The sequence below is a fragment of the Bradyrhizobium sp. LB11.1 genome (assembly GCF_040549385.1).
In the GTDB taxonomy this organism is placed as follows: Bacteria; Pseudomonadota; Alphaproteobacteria; order Rhizobiales; family Xanthobacteraceae; genus Bradyrhizobium.
The window spans coordinates 129,047-148,135 of the sequence record NZ_JBEPTH010000008.1; the positions used below are offsets into that span (position 1 = coordinate 129,047).

The 19,089-nt window shown below is 64.1% G+C and carries 19 protein-coding genes and 1 tRNA gene; 6 read left to right on the forward strand and 14 right to left on the reverse strand.

What is annotated here, in order from left to right:
* Positions 1–175: 175 nt before the first annotated feature.
* Together typA and ABIA96_RS21760 are read left to right on the forward strand one after the other, a co-directional pair.
* The gene (gene typA / locus ABIA96_RS21755; protein WP_354139098.1) at positions 176–2,002 is read left to right on the forward strand and encodes a translational GTPase TypA; all 1,827 of its coding nucleotides are present in this window, start codon (positions 176–178) and stop codon (positions 2,000–2,002) included.
* 220 nt (positions 2,003–2,222) lie between these two features.
* Positions 2,223–3,467, forward strand: a complete 1,245-nt coding sequence (locus ABIA96_RS21760) for a flavin monoamine oxidase family protein (RefSeq protein ID WP_354139099.1) — start codon at positions 2,223–2,225, stop codon at positions 3,465–3,467.
* Positions 3,468–3,591: 124 nt separating this feature from the next.
* Here the strand turns inward: ABIA96_RS21760 and ABIA96_RS21765 are convergent, their stop codons facing one another.
* Positions 3,592–3,999: a thiol-disulfide oxidoreductase DCC family protein gene (locus tag ABIA96_RS21765; RefSeq protein WP_354139100.1), complete on the reverse strand. Its 408-nt coding sequence runs from the start codon at positions 3,997–3,999 to the stop codon at positions 3,592–3,594.
* Positions 4,000–4,042: 43 nt separating this feature from the next.
* The gene (locus ABIA96_RS21770) at positions 4,043–4,957 is read right to left on the reverse strand and encodes a dienelactone hydrolase family protein (RefSeq protein ID WP_354139101.1); all 915 of its coding nucleotides are present in this window, start codon (positions 4,955–4,957) and stop codon (positions 4,043–4,045) included.
* A 265-nt stretch (positions 4,958–5,222) separates the two neighbouring features.
* On the opposite strand from ABIA96_RS21770, the gene ABIA96_RS21775 reads away from it, so the two are divergent.
* On the forward strand, positions 5,223–5,732 hold the full coding sequence (locus tag ABIA96_RS21775; protein ID WP_354139102.1) for a GNAT family N-acetyltransferase: 510 nt from the start codon (positions 5,223–5,225) through the stop codon (positions 5,730–5,732).
* Positions 5,733–5,944: 212 nt separating this feature from the next.
* Positions 5,945–6,481, forward strand: a complete 537-nt coding sequence (ppa, locus tag ABIA96_RS21780) for an inorganic diphosphatase (protein WP_354139103.1) — start codon at positions 5,945–5,947, stop codon at positions 6,479–6,481.
* Between the two features lie 37 nt (positions 6,482–6,518).
* Here ppa and folD read toward each other — a convergent pair whose 3' ends face one another.
* Genes folD through ABIA96_RS21795 form a run of 3 tightly spaced genes read right to left on the reverse strand, consistent with a single transcriptional unit; the run spans position 6,519 to position 8,054 of the window.
* Positions 6,519–7,403, reverse strand: coding sequence for a bifunctional methylenetetrahydrofolate dehydrogenase/methenyltetrahydrofolate cyclohydrolase FolD (gene folD, locus ABIA96_RS21785; RefSeq protein ID WP_354139104.1), 885 nt, complete (start codon positions 7,401–7,403; stop codon positions 6,519–6,521).
* Between the two features lie 10 nt (positions 7,404–7,413).
* A complete protein-coding gene (locus ABIA96_RS21790) occupies positions 7,414–7,737 on the reverse strand; it encodes a DUF167 domain-containing protein (protein ID WP_354139105.1) in 324 nt (107 codons plus the stop codon).
* 26 nt (positions 7,738–7,763) lie between these two features.
* Complete coding sequence (locus ABIA96_RS21795; RefSeq protein ID WP_092232626.1) at positions 7,764–8,054, reverse strand: YggT family protein; 291 nt, start codon at positions 8,052–8,054, stop codon at positions 7,764–7,766.
* Positions 8,055–8,241: 187 nt separating this feature from the next.
* On the opposite strand from ABIA96_RS21795, the gene ABIA96_RS21800 reads away from it, so the two are divergent.
* A tRNA-Ala gene (locus tag ABIA96_RS21800) sits at positions 8,242–8,317 on the forward strand.
* Positions 8,318–8,444: 127 nt separating this feature from the next.
* Here ABIA96_RS21800 and ABIA96_RS21805 read toward each other — a convergent pair.
* From ABIA96_RS21805 to ABIA96_RS21835, 7 genes are all read right to left on the reverse strand, one after another.
* Positions 8,445–9,257 (reverse strand): enoyl-CoA hydratase, encoded by an 813-nt coding sequence (locus tag ABIA96_RS21805; protein ID WP_354139106.1) that lies wholly within the window; start codon positions 9,255–9,257, stop codon positions 8,445–8,447.
* 149 nt (positions 9,258–9,406) lie between these two features.
* Entirely contained in the window at positions 9,407–10,201 is a 795-nt protein-coding gene (locus ABIA96_RS21810; protein ID WP_354139107.1) for a glutamine amidotransferase, read from the reverse strand.
* Positions 10,202–10,385: 184 nt separating this feature from the next.
* Complete coding sequence (locus ABIA96_RS21815) at positions 10,386–11,165, reverse strand: SDR family NAD(P)-dependent oxidoreductase (RefSeq protein WP_354139108.1); 780 nt, start codon at positions 11,163–11,165, stop codon at positions 10,386–10,388.
* A 231-nt stretch (positions 11,166–11,396) separates the two neighbouring features.
* Positions 11,397–11,885: a tellurite resistance TerB family protein gene (locus ABIA96_RS21820; protein ID WP_354139109.1), complete on the reverse strand. Its 489-nt coding sequence runs from the start codon at positions 11,883–11,885 to the stop codon at positions 11,397–11,399.
* Positions 11,886–12,047: 162 nt separating this feature from the next.
* A complete protein-coding gene (locus tag ABIA96_RS21825; RefSeq protein ID WP_354139110.1) occupies positions 12,048–13,457 on the reverse strand; it encodes an adenylate/guanylate cyclase domain-containing protein in 1,410 nt (469 codons plus the stop codon).
* A gap of 45 nt (positions 13,458–13,502) precedes the next feature.
* Positions 13,503–14,870 (reverse strand): cytochrome P450, encoded by a 1,368-nt coding sequence (locus tag ABIA96_RS21830; RefSeq protein WP_354139111.1) that lies wholly within the window; start codon positions 14,868–14,870, stop codon positions 13,503–13,505.
* A 50-nt stretch (positions 14,871–14,920) separates the two neighbouring features.
* Entirely contained in the window at positions 14,921–16,303 is a 1,383-nt protein-coding gene (locus tag ABIA96_RS21835) for a hydrolase (RefSeq protein ID WP_354139112.1), read from the reverse strand.
* Positions 16,304–16,440: 137 nt separating this feature from the next.
* On the opposite strand from ABIA96_RS21835, the gene ABIA96_RS21840 reads away from it, so the two are divergent.
* Positions 16,441–18,129 (forward strand): MFS transporter, encoded by a 1,689-nt coding sequence (locus ABIA96_RS21840; RefSeq protein WP_354139113.1) that lies wholly within the window; start codon positions 16,441–16,443, stop codon positions 18,127–18,129.
* A 3-nt stretch (positions 18,130–18,132) separates the two neighbouring features.
* Here the strand turns inward: ABIA96_RS21840 and ABIA96_RS21845 are convergent, their stop codons facing one another.
* Both ABIA96_RS21845 and ABIA96_RS21850 read right to left on the reverse strand, forming a co-directional pair.
* Positions 18,133–18,351: a cysteine rich repeat-containing protein gene (locus ABIA96_RS21845; RefSeq protein WP_354139114.1), complete on the reverse strand. Its 219-nt coding sequence runs from the start codon at positions 18,349–18,351 to the stop codon at positions 18,133–18,135.
* 183 nt (positions 18,352–18,534) lie between these two features.
* On the reverse strand, positions 18,535–18,843 hold the full coding sequence (locus tag ABIA96_RS21850) for a hypothetical protein (RefSeq protein ID WP_354139115.1): 309 nt from the start codon (positions 18,841–18,843) through the stop codon (positions 18,535–18,537).
* Between the last annotated feature and the right edge of the window lie 246 nt (positions 18,844–19,089).

Consider the following 19,089-nt stretch of genomic DNA (forward strand, 5'->3'; position numbering starts at 1 on the left):
TTTTTGCCTATATTGCGCTGCAAACGCGCAGGGTGCCCGGTCGAGCTGGCCGGGCTTCCTTTTTGGGCGTAATAGGCCCCCGTTTTCCACGTTTCCAGCGTTGTCCGTGAAGAGGTCCCGGCTTGACCGGCGAGATCGCGCTTAACCCATTGTCCGACCGCAAAGAAGCTCACTCATGAACCTTCGCAACATCGCTATCATCGCCCACGTCGACCACGGCAAGACGACCCTCGTCGACAAGCTCCTCCAGCAATCCGGCACCTACCGCGAGAACCAGAAGGTGACCGAGCGCGCCATGGACTCCAACGATCTGGAGCGTGAGCGCGGCATCACCATTCTCGCCAAGGCGGCCTCGGTGCAGTGGAAGGACACCCGCATCAACATCGTCGACACCCCCGGCCACGCCGATTTCGGCGGCGAGGTCGAGCGCATCCTGAACATGGTGGACGGCGCGCTGGTGCTGGTCGACGCCGCCGAAGGCCCGCTGCCGCAGACCAAATTCGTGGTCTCCAAGGCGCTCAAGGTCGGCCTCAAGCCGATCGTCGTCATCAACAAGGTTGACCGTCCCGACGCGCGCGCGACGGAAGTCATCAACGAGGTGTTCGACCTGTTCGCGGCGCTCGACGCCAGCGAGGAGCAGCTCGACTTCCCGATCCTCTACGGATCGGCCAAGCAAGGCTGGATGGCCGATAGCCCGGATGGGCCGCAAGAGGCCGGCATGCAGCCGTTGTTCGACCTGATCGTGCGCCATGTCGCGCCGCCGAAGGTCGAGGAAGGCCCGTTCCGCATGATCGGCACCATTCTCGAAGCCAACCCCTATCTCGGCCGCATCATCACCGGCCGCATCTCCTCGGGCTCGATCAAGCCGAACCAGGCCGTGAAGGTGCTGGGCGCCGACGGCAAGATGATCGAGCAGGGCCGCATCACCAAGATCCTCGCCTTCCGCGGCATCGAGCGCACCCCGCTTGAAGAAGCCGACGCAGGCGACATCGTCGCGATCGCCGGCCTGACCAAGGGCACCGTCGCCGACACCTTCTGCGATCCGTCGGTCGAGACCCCGCTGGTGGCGCAGCCGATCGACCCGCCGACCGTGTCGATGTCCTTCATCGTCAACAACTCGCCGCTCGCCGGCACCGAAGGCGACAAGGTGACCAGCCGTATGATCCGCGACCGCCTGCTGCGCGAGTCCGAAGGCAACGTCGCGCTGCGGGTCGTCGAAGCGTCGGACAAGGACGCGATGGAAGTCTCGGGCCGCGGCGAATTACAGCTCGCGATCCTGATCGAGACCATGCGCCGCGAAGGCTTCGAGCTCTCGGTGTCGCGTCCGCGCGTCGTGCTGCAGAAGGACGAGGCCACCGGCGCCACCTTGGAGCCGATCGAGGAAGTCGTGATCGACGTCGACGAGGAGCATTCCGGCGTCGTCGTGCAGAAGATGAGCGAGCGCAAGTCCGAGCTGATCGAGATGAAGCCGTCCGGCGGCAACCGCCTGCGGCTGGTGTTCTACGCGCCGACCCGCGGCCTGATCGGCTACCAGGGCGAACTGCTCACCGACACCCGCGGCACCGCGATCATGAACCGTCTGTTCCACGGCTACGCCCCGTACAAGGGCGAGATTCAGGGCCGCCGCAACGGCGTCCTGATCTCCAACGATCAGGGCGAAGCAGTGGCTTACGCCATGTTCAAGCTGGAAGATCGCGGCCCGATGATGATCGAGCCCGGCTGGAAGGTCTACAAGGGCATGATCGTCGGCGAGCATACCCGCGACAACGACCTCGAGATCAACATCCTCAAGGGCAAGCAGCTCACCAACATCCGGACCACGTCGAAGGATGAAGCCGTGCGCCTGACCCCGCCGATCCGCATGACCCTGGAAAAGGCGCTGGCCTATATCGAGGACGACGAGTTGGTCGAGATCACGCCGAAGTCGATCCGCCTGCGCAAGCGGCACCTCGACCCGAACGAGCGCAAGCGCGCGGAAAAGTCCAAGGAAGCGGTGGCGTAAGGCGCCTCATTCCGTAGTGCAGGAGGGTGGGCAAAGCGTAGCGTGCCCACCACTTTGAATTCTCAATCAACAATGGTGGGCACGGCGCAAGTGCGCCTTTGCCCATGGAATCTGCGAGACCGTCTGCGGAGCGGCGTTACACGCGGCGCCGCGTCCGGGACACGAGCACGGCATATCTGCCTGGCTTCAGCACACCCAGCGAACGTGCTAGAGCCCACCCATGTCCTTCCCCTCTTCCGTCGACGTCGCGATCATCGGCGCCGGTGCAGCCGGCCTCGGTGCAGCCCGCGCGCTGGAAGGCTCCGGCCTCTCCGCGATCGTGCTGGAGGCGCGCGACCGGCTCGGCGGCCGCGCCTGGACCGTGCAGGCCTCGCCTGACGTCACCTTCGATGTCGGTTGCGGCTGGCTGCACTCGGCCGACAAGAACTCGTTCGTTCCAATCGCACGCGCACTCGGTTTCGAGGTCAACAAGGACCTGCCGCCCTGGCGTGAGCGCGCCTATGGCAATGCCTTTCCGCAAAGCGAGCGCGACGATTTCACGCGCGCGATGGACGCGTTCTATCAGCGGCTTTGGCGGGCCGCGCAGAAGGGCAAAGACGAGCCCGCGAGCCGGAGCCTGGAGCCCGGCAACCGCTGGAACGCGATGATCGATGGGATCTCGACCTACATCAACGGCTGCGAACTCAAGGACATGTCGACGCTGGACTGGGACGCCTATGAGGACACCGAGCTCAACTGGCGCGTCCGCCGCGGCTATGGCGCGCTTGTTGCAGCTTATGGTGCCTCCTGCCCGGTCGAGCTGAACTGCAACGTCACGCTGATCGATCATTCCGACAAGCGCGTCCGCATCGAGGCATCACAGGGCACGCTGACTGCGGACAAGGTGATCGTCACCGTGCCGACCAATTTGATCGCCGACGAAGCGATCCGCTTCTCGCCGCCACTCCCCGCCAAGGTCGATGCCGCAGCCGGCCTGCCGCTCGGCGTCGACGACAAGGTGACACTGGCACTCGACGACGCCGAGGCCTTCCCTAAAGAGGGAAACCTGCGCGGCGCCACCATGCGAACCGAGATGGGCACCTACCACATCCGCCCGTTCGGCCAACCCTGCATCGAGGGTTTTTTCGGCGGTAGCTTTGCACGCCAGCTGGAAGATGCCGGCGAAGGCGCCATTGCCGTGCACAGCATCGACGAGATCGCAGGCTTCCTCGGGAACGACATCCGAAGCAAACTGAAGCCGCTGTGCGAGTCGCGCTGGGCGCACGACCCGTTTGCGAGAGGCTCGTACTCGCACGCGCTGCCGGGGCATCCGGGAGATCGCGCAGTGCTGGCCGCGCCGGTCGATGGGCGGCTGTTCTTCGCGGGAGAAGCGACGTCGCCGACGTTCTTTACGACGGCGCACGGGGCGCGGGACAGCGGCGAGCGCGCAGCGAAGGAAGTGCTGGCGGCTTTGAGCAAGCCATAAGCGCGTACTCCGTCATTGCGAGCGCAGCGAAGCAATCCAGAATCCTTCCGCAGAGATACTCTGGATTGCTTCGTCGCTGCGCTCCTCGCAATGACGGCGGAAGGAGGTGCGCTCGCAATGAAGGCTACTCTACCACCCGCGCGCGCAAATCGGCATCGGGTACGAAGCACGCATCGTACTTCCCGAAGATGCGATAGCGGTTGCGCGCGATGAGGCTGTAGACGGAGTCGCGCAGCGGCTTCGGCACAGCAAGCAGCACGCGTGTCCAATTCCATCCCGACAGCTGAGACAGCACGGTCAGCGCGGCGTCCGATTTCATGAATACATCGCCGCCGTGGATGACGGCATTGGTGTCGGGATCATCCGGATCGATGCCGAACGTCCGCGCGAGCTTTGCGCCATAATCCGACTGGATCGGGGTAAAGCGAAACCGCTTCGCCGTGTCGCGTGCAGCGACGAACCTCACCCAGCGCGAGCAGAAGATGCAGACGCCGTCGAACAGGATCACGTCGTCATCAGGCCACTTGCTCATCAGCGATGATCCAGCATCAACAGCGCGCCCAGGGAATACAGCGTCATGGTTTCTTGGTCGCCACAGGCTTTGGCAGATTCGGCTTGGGCAGGCTCAGCGCACGCGCGAGCTCGCTGCTTGCGGCCTGGACGCCGGCCTCGGTCTCGATCATCCAATGTCCTTCGCTGCCCACGGCCGGCAGCGTGCGGAGATCGTCCTTGCCGCCGCCACTGCGAAACGCATCTGCCAATGCTTTCGAGAACGCCGGAGCAAAATAGCTGTCATTGGCTGCGACCAGCGATGTGACGGGAATGCGCGCCGCCTTGCCAAATTCAGCAGCGGCCGCGAGAAGCGAATGTGGCGCGCAAATCTTGTTCGGTTCGTCATTGGCGTGACCGCCACGTCCGGGCGCAAAGACTGTGATCGCGGAGATCTGTTTCGGATCGGCGTTCGCAAGCGCCAGTGCACCCCAGCCGCCTGCGGAGTGTCCGACCACGACCGCAGCATCCTTGCGGATAAAATCCTGCTTTTGCAGATAACCCAGCGCGAGCGAAATTTCCTCCGCGGTGGCGCGGCCCGCGCGTGCGTAGTCCGCTTCGTCGCAGCCGCCCTGGTCCTCGGCATAACGACCGCCGGTCGCGCCATGGCCGAGCCGCTCCGGTACCAGTACGGCAAACCCCCGCGCGACGAGAAACGCTGCGAGCGCGCGGTATTCCGGCTGCGGCATTTGGGCGCGACGCAACACGTTCTGCGTCGACGCATGTGCGATCACCGCGAGCCGGAACGGACCGGCGCCAGCGGGGCGAAACAACAGCGCGCGCGCGGCGATATCGGTATCCGACGACGGCACGCGCCATTCCTGGCGGCGAAACGGCTCGCTCTCTGGGCCCGATGCCCCGAACGTGACCTGAGCGCACAGAGGCTGTGCCGTCAGCAGGGACAGCAGAAGCAGAGGGGCAAGGGTGTCGAGGAGCCGCATGAATTGCCGAGGCGAACACGGATGGCGGAGGCCAGACTAATCGGAACGAATCACTCTGGGCAGACTTTCTGCATTGCCATCGGCGTTCATTCATTGCGGCCGCGGAGTTTTGCACCGACCCATGGCAGGCCGCTCCCGTTCGAAATGGCGCCTTGTCTTTTTTCGGCACAACATGGCTAAAATACTGATGCAGAAAGTCCACACGTTAACCGATAATTAACGATAGGTCTTGCCGCCGGCGCGGCGACTTGGTTTGATCGCGTCCATGAGCACAACCCTGATCGAGGTCCGGCCGGCCAAAGCTGCAGATGCAACTGCGGTGGCGTCCACCCATGACGAAGCCTGGCGTTCCGCCTATCAGGGCATCATTCCCGGCGCCGAGCTGGAGAAGCTCATTAACCGTCGCGGTCCGCAGTGGTGGGACAGCGCGATCCGCAAGGGCAGCCGCGTCAGCGTGTTGGTGTTCGGCGACAAGGTCGCGGGCTACGCCAACTATGGTCGCAACCGCGCCCGCAGCCTGCATTTCGACGGCGAGATCTACGAGCTGTACCTGCGCCCCGAGTTTCAGGGCCTCGGCTTCGGCCGCCGCCTGTTCACCGCCGCCCGCCGCGACCTCATGCAGAGCAATCTGAAGAGCATGGTGGTGTGGGCGCTCTCGGACAACGATCCGGCGACCGAGTTCTACCGCGCCTTGGGCGGCCGCATGGTGGCGCGCTCCTCGGAGCGGTTCGGGCCGAAGTCGCTCGACAAGGTTGCCTTCGCCTGGACCAATTAAGCTTTGGACCAATTAAGGTTTGGACCGATTGAGCTGCTGAAACCTTGATCGGCAGCGCTTCCCATCCGTCGATACCGTTGCCTTTTGAGCCGGTGATTGCTGGATTCATTATTTCATAAAAACACGATGGATCGGGGGGCCAAGCCCGCGTATGACAGCGCCAAAATCGCTGCCGGGCGCGATTCAACCTCGGCAACAACGGAGCCTATTTAATGCGTATCGATGCGGTCTCGATCGGAAAGGACGTCCCCCACGACGTCAACGTCATCATCGAAGTCCCCGTGGGCGGCGAGCCGATCAAATACGAGATGGACAAAGAGGCCGGCACGCTGGTGGTCGACCGTTTCCTCTACACACCGATGCGTTACCCCGGCAACTACGGCTTCATCCCGCACACTTTGTCCGATGACGGCGATCCCTGCGACGTCCTGATCGTCAACACCCGCGCCATTATCCCTGGCGCCGTCATGAGCGTGCGCCCGGTCGGCGTGCTGTTCATGGAGGACGAAGCCGGCGGCGACGAGAAGATTTTGGCGGTGCCGTCGTCGAAGCTGACCCAGCGCTACGACAAGGTGAAGTCGTATTCCGACCTGCCCGACATCACGCTGCAGCAGATCCAGCACTTCTTCGAGCACTACAAGGATCTCGAGCCGGGCAAGTGGGTGAAGATTTTGCGCTGGGGCGGCCCGGAAGACGCGCAGAAGCTGATTCTCGAAGGCATCGAGCGCGAAAAGAAAAAGAAGGCATAAGCATTGCTCTCTCGCCCCGCCCACGGGGCGAGGTGAACTACACCGCCGGCCTCTGTAGGCCCGCGATCGCGCAAGCCGCGCGCAGCGTGTTCACGAGCAGGCAGGCGACCGTCATCTGGCCGACGCCACCTGGCACCGGCGTGACCGCACCCGCGACCGCCAGCGCTTCCTGATAAGCGACATCGCCAACGAGACGGGTCTTGCCGTCTTCCTTTGGAATGCGGTTGATACCAACGTCAATCACGGTCGCACCCGGCTTCAGCCAATCGCCGCGCACCATCTCGGGTTTGCCGACAGCGGCGTAAACGAGGTCGGCCTGCTTCACGAGCCCGGGCAGGTCGCGCGAGCGCGAATGCGCGATCGTCACCGTGGCATTCTCGTTCAACAGCAATTGCACCAGCGGGCGGCCGACAAGGTTGGAGCGGCCGATGACGATCGCGTTCATGCCTTCAAGCGAGGCGTGCACGCTCTTGGTCAAGATGATGCAACCGAGCGGCGTGCAGGGCGACAGCGCCTCGAAGCCGCCGGCCAACCGGCCGGCATTGTTCGGATGCAGGCCGTCGACATCCTTGGCGGGATCGATGGCATTGATCACGGCCTCGGTGTTCAGACCCTTGGGCAGCGGCAGCTGTACGAGAATGCCGTGCACGGCGGGATCGCGGTTGAGCTTTGCGACGACCGCCAGCAGATCGGCTTGCGAGACGTCCGCCGGCAGCTTGTACTCGAACGAAGCCATGCCGGCAGCCTGGGTCTGGGCATGCTTCGAGCGGACATAGACCTCGCTGGCGGGATCGCTGCCGACCAGAACCACTGCGAGCCCCGGCACCAGATTGTGCTCGCGCTTGACGCGGGCAACTTCGTCGGCAACGCGGGCGCGAAGTTCCGCTGCAATGATTTTCCCGTCGATGATCTTGGCCGTCATGTCGGTTCCCTTAGTCTGTCGATTTGACGGATGCGAGTGCGTGCAACGCCTCAGCAAGCCTTGCCGGATCACCGTCGACGGCGACCTGCTTCAGTCGCGACGTCGCCCCAGACAGGAGACTGACGCTGGCCTTGGGCACGCCGAGCGATTTGGCCAACAACGCCAGAACCGCGCGATTGGCCTCGCCGCCATCGGCAATGGCACGCACACGCACTTTCAGCACACTGCGGCCGTCGGAGAGCTGCTCGATGCCGTCGATGCCGTCACGTCCGCCACGCGGCGTCACCCGCAACGCGATGCTGACGCCCGTGGTGGAGCTGCGCCAAGGCGCCATCAACGCTCCCCGAGGTTCCTTTGGGCCTACGGCACATTCGGATAGACGTACTCGGCGAGATAGAGCTGGATCAACCAAAGCACGAAGAACGCAACGATCGGAGACATATCGAGCCCGCCCATGCTGGGCAGCCTGCGCCTGATAGGGCCGAGCACCGGTTCGGTGATCCGGTAGAGAAACTCCGCGATCGCGCCGACGAACTGGTTGCGGGTGTTCACGACATTGAACGCGATCAGCCAGGACAGGATTGCCGATGCGATCAGCAGGTAGATGTACAGATTGATGATCTGGATCAGAATGAAGACTATCGGGCGCATCAGCGAAACACTCTCTGAGCCTGTGTCGTGGGATGGTTAGGGCTAGATATCGGTTCCCCCCGGCTCAAACAAGGGAAGTCAGTGCCCCGGATGGCTAAAACCGGGTTACACCCGTCCTTGACTTGACCTTGGCGGGGACTTAAATGGCGCCCGGTTGTCGGCCGCATTGACCAGAGCGGCCGCAAACGGGGCCATAGCTCAGCTGGGAGAGCGCGTCGTTCGCAATGACGAGGTCGGCGGTTCGATCCCGCCTGGCTCCACCAGCCTTCGCTCGCTTCGCGAGCTACGGCTAGGTAAGCCAGCCAAGCTCTTTCGTAGCGAAGTGAGCGAAGGCTGTCCCGCCATAGCCCGAAGGGCGGCGGCGGACTTGATCCCCGAGCTTATCCCCCCTTACTTCCCCGTAAACCGCGGCGGCCGCTTCTCCATGAAGCTCGCCACCCCCTCCCGGAAATCGCTGCCGTTCAGCGCCACCATCATCTCCCGGTTGGCCTCGATCGTTGCCTCGCCGAGCGTCTGGAAAGGCACCTCGTAGAGCTGCCGCTTGATCACGGCCATGGCGCTCGGTGAGACGAAATCGGCGAGATCGCGGGCATAGGCGTAGGTCTCTTCGCGCAGCTTTTCGGGCGAGCAGAGCCGGTTGACCAAACCGATTCGCAGCGCCTCCGCGCTCGGAACACGGCGCGCCGAGAGCAGCAGATCCATCGCGTTGGCGTGGCCGACGATGCGCGGCAGCATCCAGCTGATGCCGTGCTCGGCAATCAGGCCGCGCCGCGCGAAGGCCGTCGTGAACACGGTATTGTCGGCGGCAAAGCGCAGATCGCAATAGAGCGCATGCACGAGGCCGATGCCGGCCGTCGCGCCGTTGAGCATGGCGATGACAGGTTTTCCGATCGATGGATAAAAACCGTAGCGCGTCTGCCAGTCCGGCCGGCGGTTCATGTCGAACGGCGGCAGGTTCGAGGCGCGCCTGACGTCGTTGGGATCGAGCCCTTTCAGCGCATCCATGTCGGCGCCGGCGCAGAAGGCGCGGCCCGCGCCGGTGAGCACGATCACACGGACATTGTCATCGGCACTCGATGCTTCCATCGCGTGGCGCACGTCGCGCTCCATTGTCGGCGTCCACGCGTTCATGCGATCAGGACGATTGAGCGTGACGGTCGCGATCTTGTCGCTCACCTCATAGAGAATGTGTTCATAGGCCATCGCGCTCTCCCTTTGGCTGCCGGCGCGCGTTCGCGCGCGCTCGTTGGCCACGAGCCTAGCATATCCAGGAATGAGGCAAGGACTTGTGCCAAGGACCTGCGCAAAGGATCTGCGCCAAGGATCCGCGAAGGATCTGCGCAAAGGCGCGATCACTCGGCGGCTTGCGCCAGCATTGGCCGGCGCGCCAGCCAGCCGTCGATGAAATGGTCGAGCCAGGCGCGTTCCGCGGCATCGTAGACGGCGCGATCCGCGAAATGGTGATGCCGCTGCCGCGCACCGGGCGCGCTGAGGCCGTCATAGCCGCGCGTGGTCCAGCAATGCATCATCGCGTAGGTCACGTCAGGATGAAACTGCACACCGAACGCATTGCCGGTGCGGAACGCCTGAATCGGAAAATCATCGCCTTCCGCAAGCAATTCGGCGCCGGCAGGCAACTGAAATCCTTCGCGATGCCAGTGATAGACTTGCGCTGGCCAGTCCGGGCAGAGTGCGTGGCCAGCCGCCGTCGGGCGGATCGGGTAATAGCCGATCTGGGTCAGCGCCTGCGCATGCGGCGCGACGCGAGCGCCGAGCTGCATCGCCAGCATCTGCGCGCCCAGGCAAATGCCGAGGAACGGCCGCTGTTCGCGGAGCGGAATTTCGATCCAGTCGATCTCGCGGCGAATGTAGTCGTCCGGATCGTTGGCGCTCATCGGGCCACCGAAGACCACGGCGCCGGCGTGCTGGTCGAGCGTGTCGGGCAGGGGATCGCCGAAGCGAGGCCTGCGGATGTCGAGGCGATGACCAAGCGCACGAAGCGCATTGCCGACGCGGCCGGGCGTCGAGGATTCCTGGTGCAGGACGATCAGAACCGGCAACCGGTGTTCGGAGGCGACCGCACTCGGCGTCCTTCTGGGGAAGGGCACCAGCTCTGCGCTACCAAACCTGTTCGTCCGAAACGACATGGCCTCTACGGGTGCTATCGGTTCAAGCCGCCAGCATAGCTAAACGACGGTTAACATCGCGTGAGTTCGCGCACACACGCCCCGATACTGAAGCAAGCTCCGGGCCATTACGGGGGCTTCTGCAGAGCGTTTTCGAGCGAAGTGGGCATCGGTTCGCGTGAAGAAAACGCGTCAGAATAAGAATCTAGTGTCTCTGCCGCTGGAACCGGCTGGTGGCGAACAGGATGAAGCCTCGCGGGAAGAAGCGCAGCGCAAATGGCACGATCTTGATACCGAGACCCGGCAGCACTGCCCGTTTGTTCGCCATCAGGCCACGATAGGCGTCCCGTGCAACGTCGGCGGCCGACACATTGAGCAGGGCCGTGTCGTGCCCGGACCCGACGCCGGCGCGCGCCTGGAATTCGGTGGGCACCGGACCTGGACACAGGACGGTGACGCGGACGCCGTGCGGCGCGAGCTCGGCGCGCAAGGCTTCGGTGAGTGAAATCACATAAGCCTTGGACGCATAATACACGGCCATGCCGGGACCCGGCAGGAAGCCGGCGACGGAGCCGACATTGAGGAGGCCGCCCTTGTTCTTGATAAGTTGATCCGCAAAGCGCAGCGACAGATCCGTCAGCGCCCGGACGTTGACATCGACGATCCCGACCTGCTCGTCGCGATCGCGCTCGATGGCATCGCCGAACACGCCGAAGCCGGCATTGTTGACGAGATGATCGAGCTCGACCTCTTCAGCGGCGAGCGCGGCGGCGATCCTCTCGCCGGCATCGGCTTGCCGGAGATCGCAGGCGATCACGATCGGCTTCTTGCCACACTTGGCGGTGAGCTCGTTCGCGAGCGCCTCGAGCCGGTCGGCACGTCGCGCCGTCAGCGCGAGGCGGTGTCCATGCGCGGCAAACACGCGCGCCAGCTCCGCGCCTATGCCTGCCGAAGCGCCGGTGATCAACGTTACCCGCTCAGTCACGATTGCAGTCTCTTGAATTCAAAGTATTTGGCCCCGGAATGACTGAACTGGAGCATAAGCCGCGCGCGACAAGCAAGCGGCGCTGGCGGCATGGCTGCCTGAGCAGGCAACAGGGCGCGCAAGAAACCCGCGGATTTGCAGGGGAATCCGGAACCAGGACATCCGGCAGTTACATTAAAGTTTCGTCATGTGGTCAGCACAACCAGTAATTTATACCAGGCTGGCGGCAGCTCAGCTGCCGACGGCGCTGTCCTTGACCTGACCGCCGGCACGGTCCGCCACCGCGTGCTTCAGATCGATCCGGTCGCGCTGGGAAATTCCGAGCAGGTCGGAGGCGCGCCAGACGACATTGTCCTCGAACTCGGTGACCTGACCGTCGGCATAGACCAGCTCCCACATCATCTGGACGATGCGTTTGCGGCCCTCTTCATCGAGCGAGCGCATGATGACGCTGGTGAAATGATAGAGGTCGACCGCCTCACCCTCGACCTGGGTCGCGTCGGCAATCAGCCGGTCCGCCGTGCCCTGGTCGAGCCCGAAATGGCTTTCGATTAGATTGTGCAACTTGCGCTGCTCGCCCTGCGTCGGCCGGCCGTCCAGCGAAACCACATGAACCAGCAGCGCGGTAGCCGCCAGGCGATAATCGCTGTCGCCGAAGGCGCGGTCCTGGGCCTGAGGAGCAACAATGTCGGCGATGAATTGGCGCAGGCCGTCGAGCATAAGATCCTACCAACATAGATGACGCCGCAAGGAACGCGGCCGCTACCGGCTATATATGAGCAGGAAACTCACCGGCGCAACGTGCGTCAGTTCCGCGCGCTGCATTACGTTTCGGCAATCTGGCATCGTTCCGGTCTGGTGCGCAATTGCGCACGGAGGCCCTCACGGTATCTCGTACACCACCAACTTGTCGGCGATGCCGCGCAGGGCCGCCTGCTTCTGGATCGGCCGGATCTCGCGCCGTTTGAGGACCTCAGCGACCGCCGGCGCATCCAGCACCGGGCCGGTGATGTGAATCTCCTGCGCGGTCGAGAGGCTCTGCACGCGCGCGGCGATGTTGACGGTCTGGCCGAAATAATCCTGCCGCTCGTTCAGCATCACCGCGAGGCACGGCCCTTCATGGATGCCGATCTTGACGATGAGATCACCCGTTCCGCGCTGCTTGTTGAGTTCCTCCATCGCCGCGCGCATCCGCAGGCCCGCGGCGATCGCATGCTCGGGACGGATGAAGGTCGCCATCACGGCATCGCCGATGGTCTTCACCACCGCGCCTTTCTCAGAGGAGATGATCTCGAGCAGCGCATGAAAATGCGCGCGCACGAGATCGAAGGCGGCGAGATCGCCGACGCGCTCATAGAGCGCGGTCGAGCCCTTCAAATCGGTGAACAGGAAGGTCAGCGAAGTGATTTGCAGCCGCTGGTCGAGGCTAAGATTGTCCGCCTTGAAGACGTCGCGAAACGTCTGGTTCGACAGCATGCGCTTGGCGGTGAGGAACGGCTTGCGCTGGCCGATCAGATGATGGAGCGCCTCGGCCGCGATGAACACCGATGGCAGCACACGCACGCCGGCCTGGTTCTCCAGCGAGAGCCGCAGCGGCCCCGGCCGCATCGTCGTGGTCCCGGTCGGAGCCTGCACCTTGTTGTACATGATGGCGAGCTGTTGACGATCCTTGGTCGGCTCGCCCTGGACGTCGATAAAATGAGCGGCGTGCGTCACCGGCTCGAAGATGATGATGAAGTCGTTCGGCAATTGCAGCGACATGGTCGCCTTCTCGCCCGCCGGCAACTCCATCGTATCCAGCGTTACCTCGTTCGCGAGCGTCGCGAACGATTCTTTGTTGAAATCGACGCCGGAGCTCCAGAACACCTGCTTGAAATACTCCCACACCGGAAGCGTATCAGGATCGTGCGCAGCGATCCGCCGCACGCGCGGATTCACGGTGAAGGAAACCTCGACCTGATCGTCGACCGAGGCCTTGTAGCCGCAGGCGCAGAGCGCGCAGTGGTAATCGTCCGGCTTGAGTGCCTTCAGCGTCGTATGGGCGCCAAGCACGCCGCCGCAGCCGGGGCACAGCACGTTCCAGCCGAGATCGAACAACCCCAGCCGCGCTGAATGCAGGAAGGCGGAGATCGCGTGCTCCTCGTCGACGCCGTGTTGCCTGGAGAAATCGAGGACATTGACGCGGTTGAGCTCGTGATCCTCACCGTCTTCAATGAGACGAGCGATCGCATCGACCACCTTCGCGTCGGCGGTCTGCTTCAGGACGGAAAACTGGGCCTGGATATCGCTCATGCTGCAACTCTATCTGGGGTGGATCACGCCGGCGGCCAGAGCCTGTCACCGGCGCGTGATGCGGAACATGGGTGAGTGGTCTGGCTGGGTCGTGACGACGCCGCACGGAATGACCGGGGTAGCGTCCGCCAACTCCACGCGGAACGCACCGATCAGCCGCGCCAGCGCCAGTACGGACTCGGCTTGGGCAAACGGCGCGCCGATGCAGACGCGCGGGCCCGCACCGAACGGCAGATAGGCGAAGCGGTCGGGCGGCTCTTTCGACATGAAGCGCTTGGGAATGAACGCGTTCGGCTGATCCCACAGCTTCTCGTGCCGGTGCAGCAGCCAAGGTGCGATCATGATGATGTCGCCCTTGCTGACCTCGGCACCGGCCACATTGTCCTTGTCGCGCGCGGCGCGGGCGATCAGGAACGCCGGCGGATAGAGCCGCATGGTCTCGTCGACCACGGCGCGGGTGAATTTCTGCCGGTCGATATCGGCCATGCTGTCGAGATGCTCGCCGCGGGTCTCGGAGGCGACCTCCTCCTGCGTGTCCGGATCGAGCGCAAGCAGATAGAGCGCCCAGAACAGTGCGGTCGCGGTCGTCTCATGACCCGCCAGGATCATGGTCGCGACCTCGTCGACGAGCTGCTCGTCCGAAAATCCTTTGCCCGTTTCAGGATCGCGCGCCTCATCCATGAAATCGAACAGGTCGCGGGGCGGCGCGCCATCCTTCTTGCCCGCCGCGCGCCGCTCGGCGATCAGCATCGCGACGAATTCGGTCCAGCGCGTGCGGAAGCGGGCGCGGGCGCGATCCATCGGCGTCGGCCATGAGACCGGCAGCACCATGTCGAGGAAGTAGGCCCGTCCGAGCCGCTCGCCATATTCCATGACGAAGTTGCGCAAGGTCGGGCCGTGCCGGTCCATGCCGAACGAGAACATCGTGCGCCCGGCGATCTCCAGTGTCATGCGCTGCATGATCTCGCGCAGATCGACCGGCTCGTTCGTGCGCGCATCCAGCTTCGCGATGGTCTCGTCGAGCACCGCCGTCATGTGCGGGACGAGGTTGGCGGTGGCGCGCGGCGTGAAAGCGGGCGACAGCGTACGGCGCTGAAATGTCCAGGCGTGGCCCTCGGCGAGCAGCAGACCTTCGCCGAGTACGGGACGCAGCATCCGGATACCCGCCGGCGTCCGCGAGTAGTTCTGGTAGTTGCTGAGCAACACATGCCGGATTGCCTCCGGCCGGTTCAGGATGAAGCTCTTGTGCAGGAAGAAGCGGCCCTGGATGATCTCTTCCTCATAGGCGCGCTGCCCCCAGGTGGCTATCATGTTCTGCTTGATCACCGCGAGCCGGCCGAAGAACGACAGATTGTCCGGCGCGCGCGGCGGGGTCGGGGGGATGATGGGCCGACGCACACTGGCGATGTTCATGGCGCTCTCCCGCAGATGTCGTCGCAGTAAAGGCTTGCGCAGGCAATTAGCTAATAAGTCAGCTCGGCAACCGCAATCCTGTTCTCGGAGGCAGGCCAGGCGCGTGCCACAATTCGTTCTTCATTGAACTGGGCCACGATGTTGCGCCCGACCTCGCTGGCCGGGAGGCGCAAGGTTGCTGCCGCATCCGTGGGCACCCCCGGATGGACGTCGGCAGGCTCCTTTCCGTCGAACAGGACGGTGTCGCGCGGCAGGCCGAAATAGCCGCGCGGGCGCGACATGATCACCACCGCACCGGCATCCTTGTCCGCGGGAATGAACGGGCGCGCGGCGCGCAAATGCACGACGTCGGAGGAGCGCGGGAAGGGCGAGCGGTAAAAATGCGTCGTCGGGGCGCCCGGCGAAGTCAGGACGATTTCGAGCGGCGAGGTCGGATCGACCGTGGCCGGCCCCCAGCGGCCGTCGGCGCCCGTCGTCGCGCGGTGCACCACATCGCCCCTGCGCTCCCCGCTCTCGCGGTCGACGTAATTGATCTCCACGACAGCACCGGCCACCGGGCGGTTGGTCGCCACGCCGTCCACCGCGCCCGTGACCAGGCCGCTGAGGCGGACGGTCTGCTCCGGTGTGATCGCGATGCGCGCAGGCTCGCGGCCGGCGATGAACTTGTAGATCTCACGGAAAGCGCGCGGGTGATACGCCGTCTCGCGATGGTCGATCGTGCCGAGCACGAGATTGGTCGCGCCCTTCAGCTCCGGCCCCTCGGCAGTGACATTGGTCGGCATGCCAGGCTTGCCCATGAAGCGGCCGTCAGGTTGCGCATACTTGTCCATGCCGTCGCTGCGCAGCGTCAAGAAGGCTGTGCCCGGCGTCACCTCGCTGTCGCCGTCGTTCAGGCCGCGCAGGAAGGCGCCGCGTCCGTTGAACTCGCTGCCGAGCAGATCATCGAGCGCAAACACGCCGTGATTGGGCGTGCCGCACAGGACGGCGTGGCTGACATCGCCGGCGCCGCCGTTCTTGATGACGTTGCGGATGGAATTGCCGCCGCGCGAGTTGCCCACCAGCGCCACGCGCGCCGCTCCGGTGCGGCGCTTCAACTCGGCGATGGCGGCGGCGATCTCGCGGCGCTGATCCTCGGTCGAGGAGCGGTTGGCCTGTTCGACAGTATCGTCGGAGCGCGCGGTGGGATTGGTGAAATTGATCGCCATCATGCGGTCACGCGCGATGCCGTTGGATTCCATCCGCCACAGCGTCGTCATCCAGAGCGCGTCGTAGTCGCCGTTGCCATGGACGAACAAGATCGGCGGCACCTCGGAGTTGTTGTCCGGACTCTTGGCGGCGGACGGCGCTTGCGCCAGCGCATCGTTGCGGAAGCTCGCAACCGCGAAAGCCAGGCTGCCCGCACCTTGCAGGATCGTACGTCGTGACAGCTTCATCTGCTCCTCCCCGGTAAAACCATGTCTTTGCACCGCTTATAGCGGCCTAACCACTGGACAGCGAAGGACTTTCGCAGGCATCACTGAAGATGCCGGAATCATTGAAGCCAATTCTGCCAGACGACTTGGAAGAGGATATGACCGAGCAGACCGACTGCCAGAGACGTTCCACCGACGGCATTACGGCACCCCTGCAGTATACCGTATTCCGGCGCATCTGGCTCGCGAGCCTGCTCTCCAATCTCGGCCTCCTGATCCAGGGCGTGGGCGCGGCCTGGGCGATGACCCAGATGGCCGCCTCCGCCGACAAGGTGGCGCTGGTGCAGACCGCACTTATGCTGCCGATCATGTTGATCTCGATGCCGGCCGGCGCCATCGCCGACATGTATGACCGCCGCATCGTGACACTGGTCGCACTCATGATCGCGCTGATCGGCGCGTCCGCCCTCACGATCCTGGCCGGGCTCAAGCTCATCGCCCCGGAATCGTTGCTCGCCTTCTGCTTCGTCGTCGGCAGCGGCAATGCGCTGTTCGGACCGGCCTGGCAATCTTCGGTCAGCGAGCAGGTGCCGCCGGACGCGCTGCCATCGGCGGTGGCGCTGAACGGCATCAGCTACAACATCGCGCGCAGCTTCGGTCCCGCGGTCGGAGGTGTCATCGTCGCCTCGCTCGGCGCGGTGGCGGCGTTTGCCTGCAATGCGATCCTCTATCTGCCTCTGCTCGTGGTGCTGCTGCTGTGGCGTCGTACCAACGAACCCTCGCGCCTGCCGCGCGAGAAGCTCAATCGCGCCATGGTCTCGGGCTTCCGCTACATCACCAATTCGCCCCCGATCAAGATCGTGCTGCTGCGCACGCTGGTGATGGGCCTGATCGGCGGCGCGATCATGGCGCTGATGCCGCTGGTCGCACGCGACCTGCTGCATGGCGGCGCGCAAACCTACGGCATCATGCTGGGTGCGTTCGGCATGGGCGCCGTGGTTGGCGCGCTCAACATCCACGAGCTGCGCAAGCGCATGAGCGGCGAAGCGGCGATCCGCGCCTGCACCATCTCGATGGCATTCGCGATGGCGACCCTTGCGCTCTCGAGCGAGCCGGTGCTGACAGCCGCCGCATTGGTACTGGCCGGCGCAGTCTGGATGGCCTCCGTCGCCCTGTTCAATATCGGGGTGCAGCTCTCGGCGCCGCGCTGGGTCGCCGGACGATCGCTCGCGGCGTTCCAGGCCTCGATCTCCGGCGGTATTGCGATCGGCGCCTGGGGCTGGGGCCATCTCACCGATTATGCCGGCGTCGAAGTCGCGCTCCTAACGGCCGCCGGGCTGATGCTGATCTCGCCGGTGCTCGGCATCTGGCTTGCGATGCCGCGCGTCGGCGCCCGCAACGAGGACGCCGCGGTGCTGGCCGATCCGGAGGTCAAGCTGTCGCTCACGGCGCGCAGCGGCCCGCTGGTGGTCGAGATCGAATATCGTGTGAGCCAGGAAAACGCGCGCACCTTCCATAACATCATGCAGGACGTGCAGCTGTCGCGGCAGCGCAACGGCGCCTATGGCTGGTCGATCGCGCGCGACATCCTCGATCCGGAATTGTGGACTGAACGTTACCACTGTCCGACCTGGCTCGATTATCTACGTCAGCGCAACCGCGCGACCCAATCCGAACGCGCGCTGTATCAGCGCGCGAACGATCTCCATATCGGTATCGAGCCGGTGCGCGTCCGCCGCATGCTGGAACGGCCGTTCGGCTCGGTGCGCTGGAAAGAAGAGACGCCGGACCGCGCGACAGGCGAGGTCCTGCCGGTGGTCGCGACCGCGGCAGGAAGCAGCACGTAGGTCTTACTGCCCGTGGTCCGTCAGGACCTTGTCGCAGGCCTTGCTGAGGCGAGCGCGGTGCTCTTTCAGGCAGGCGAGCACGGCGCCATCGCCATTGTTCATCACGGCGCGGCAATGACGCGTGACGTCGCGCGCGCAGGCGTCGTGGCCGGGCTGCTGCTGCTGCGCTGACGCGCCAGATGCGCACAGGACCAAAGAAACAATGAAAAGAAATCTGGTCATCGCGTAATGCCTCGTACCCGGAACATGGGCGGGCGAAGCTAGTGCCACGATCCCTTAGCCGCAACGGCTTTATTCGCAGGCCGACTTTGCAGGCTGATGGGGCCGCCGCGTGGCCCCGGCTTGAGGCCGGGGCACATCGCGAGGGGAGCTAACCGACGCAACGATCGTTATCGTTGCCCGCTCTTACTGACCGTCCTGGGCGTCAGCGACCTTGCGTGACGCGCCCTTGGCGAGGTCCTTGTCCATCACCGCGCGGCAGCCGGCGGTCAGATCCGAACGATGCTTCATCATGCACGCGGTGATCTTCGGGATGTTGGGGATTTCCGACGAGCACAGGCGGAAGGCGTCGCCGGTGCACATCTGCTGCGCTTCGGCCGAGAACGCGAAGCTCGAGGTCGTCGAGATGATCGAGACGATGGCGGCAAACCCCAGCGCCACGCTGGTGTCGCGGATCTTGGCAGTCAAGGACCTGGTGTTCAGAGAGGCGGTCATTTGAAGCTCCCATTGGCACCGCGGCAAGCGGGCCCGTTGTTGATGGGAATGACCATGCTCCCCGAAAATCCTTTCCACTGTGATCACTGTCACGAGCGGCCCACCCTCTGTGATCGCGGTCACTTTGGCGCACCGGCCTGAAATTCCTCCGCAACCGCCGTCGTGTTGGTGTCACGTTAACTGTTCCTTCGCATTAATGGCCGGGCGCGCGGGAAATTCCGCTGGTTTGGTTGCGTATTTGGAAAG

Excerpts from the sequence above, each read along its gene's own strand:
- ABIA96_RS21845 (WP_354139114.1), bottom strand. The coding sequence starts at position 18,351 with ATGACCAGATTTCTTTTCATTGTTTCTTTGGTCCTGTGCGCATCTGGC.
- ABIA96_RS21775 (WP_354139102.1), top strand. The coding sequence starts at position 5,223 with ATGAGCACAACCCTGATCGAGGTCCGGCCGGCCAAAGCTGCAGATGCA.
- ABIA96_RS21830 (WP_354139111.1), bottom strand. The coding sequence starts at position 14,870 with ATGAACATCGCCAGTGTGCGTCGGCCCATCATCCCCCCGACCCCGCCG.
- ABIA96_RS21765 (WP_354139100.1), bottom strand. The coding sequence starts at position 3,999 with ATGAGCAAGTGGCCTGATGACGACGTGATCCTGTTCGACGGCGTCTGC.
- ABIA96_RS21810 (WP_354139107.1), bottom strand. The coding sequence starts at position 10,201 with ATGTCGTTTCGGACGAACAGGTTTGGTAGCGCAGAGCTGGTGCCCTTC.
- ABIA96_RS21760 (WP_354139099.1), top strand. The coding sequence starts at position 2,223 with ATGTCCTTCCCCTCTTCCGTCGACGTCGCGATCATCGGCGCCGGTGCA.
- ABIA96_RS21850 (WP_354139115.1), bottom strand. The coding sequence starts at position 18,843 with ATGACCGCCTCTCTGAACACCAGGTCCTTGACTGCCAAGATCCGCGAC.
- ABIA96_RS21840 (WP_354139113.1), top strand. The coding sequence starts at position 16,441 with ATGACCGAGCAGACCGACTGCCAGAGACGTTCCACCGACGGCATTACG.
- folD (WP_354139104.1), bottom strand. The coding sequence starts at position 7,403 with ATGACGGCCAAGATCATCGACGGGAAAATCATTGCAGCGGAACTTCGC.
- ABIA96_RS21820 (WP_354139109.1), bottom strand. The coding sequence starts at position 11,885 with ATGCTCGACGGCCTGCGCCAATTCATCGCCGACATTGTTGCTCCTCAG.
- ppa (WP_354139103.1), top strand. The coding sequence starts at position 5,945 with ATGCGTATCGATGCGGTCTCGATCGGAAAGGACGTCCCCCACGACGTC.
- ABIA96_RS21805 (WP_354139106.1), bottom strand. The coding sequence starts at position 9,257 with ATGGCCTATGAACACATTCTCTATGAGGTGAGCGACAAGATCGCGACC.
- ABIA96_RS21835 (WP_354139112.1), bottom strand. The coding sequence starts at position 16,303 with ATGAAGCTGTCACGACGTACGATCCTGCAAGGTGCGGGCAGCCTGGCT.
- ABIA96_RS21825 (WP_354139110.1), bottom strand. The coding sequence starts at position 13,457 with ATGAGCGATATCCAGGCCCAGTTTTCCGTCCTGAAGCAGACCGCCGAC.
- ABIA96_RS21795 (WP_092232626.1), bottom strand. The coding sequence starts at position 8,054 with ATGCGCCCGATAGTCTTCATTCTGATCCAGATCATCAATCTGTACATC.
- ABIA96_RS21790 (WP_354139105.1), bottom strand. The coding sequence starts at position 7,737 with ATGGCGCCTTGGCGCAGCTCCACCACGGGCGTCAGCATCGCGTTGCGG.
- ABIA96_RS21770 (WP_354139101.1), bottom strand. The coding sequence starts at position 4,957 with ATGCGGCTCCTCGACACCCTTGCCCCTCTGCTTCTGCTGTCCCTGCTG.
- typA (WP_354139098.1), top strand. The coding sequence starts at position 176 with ATGAACCTTCGCAACATCGCTATCATCGCCCACGTCGACCACGGCAAG.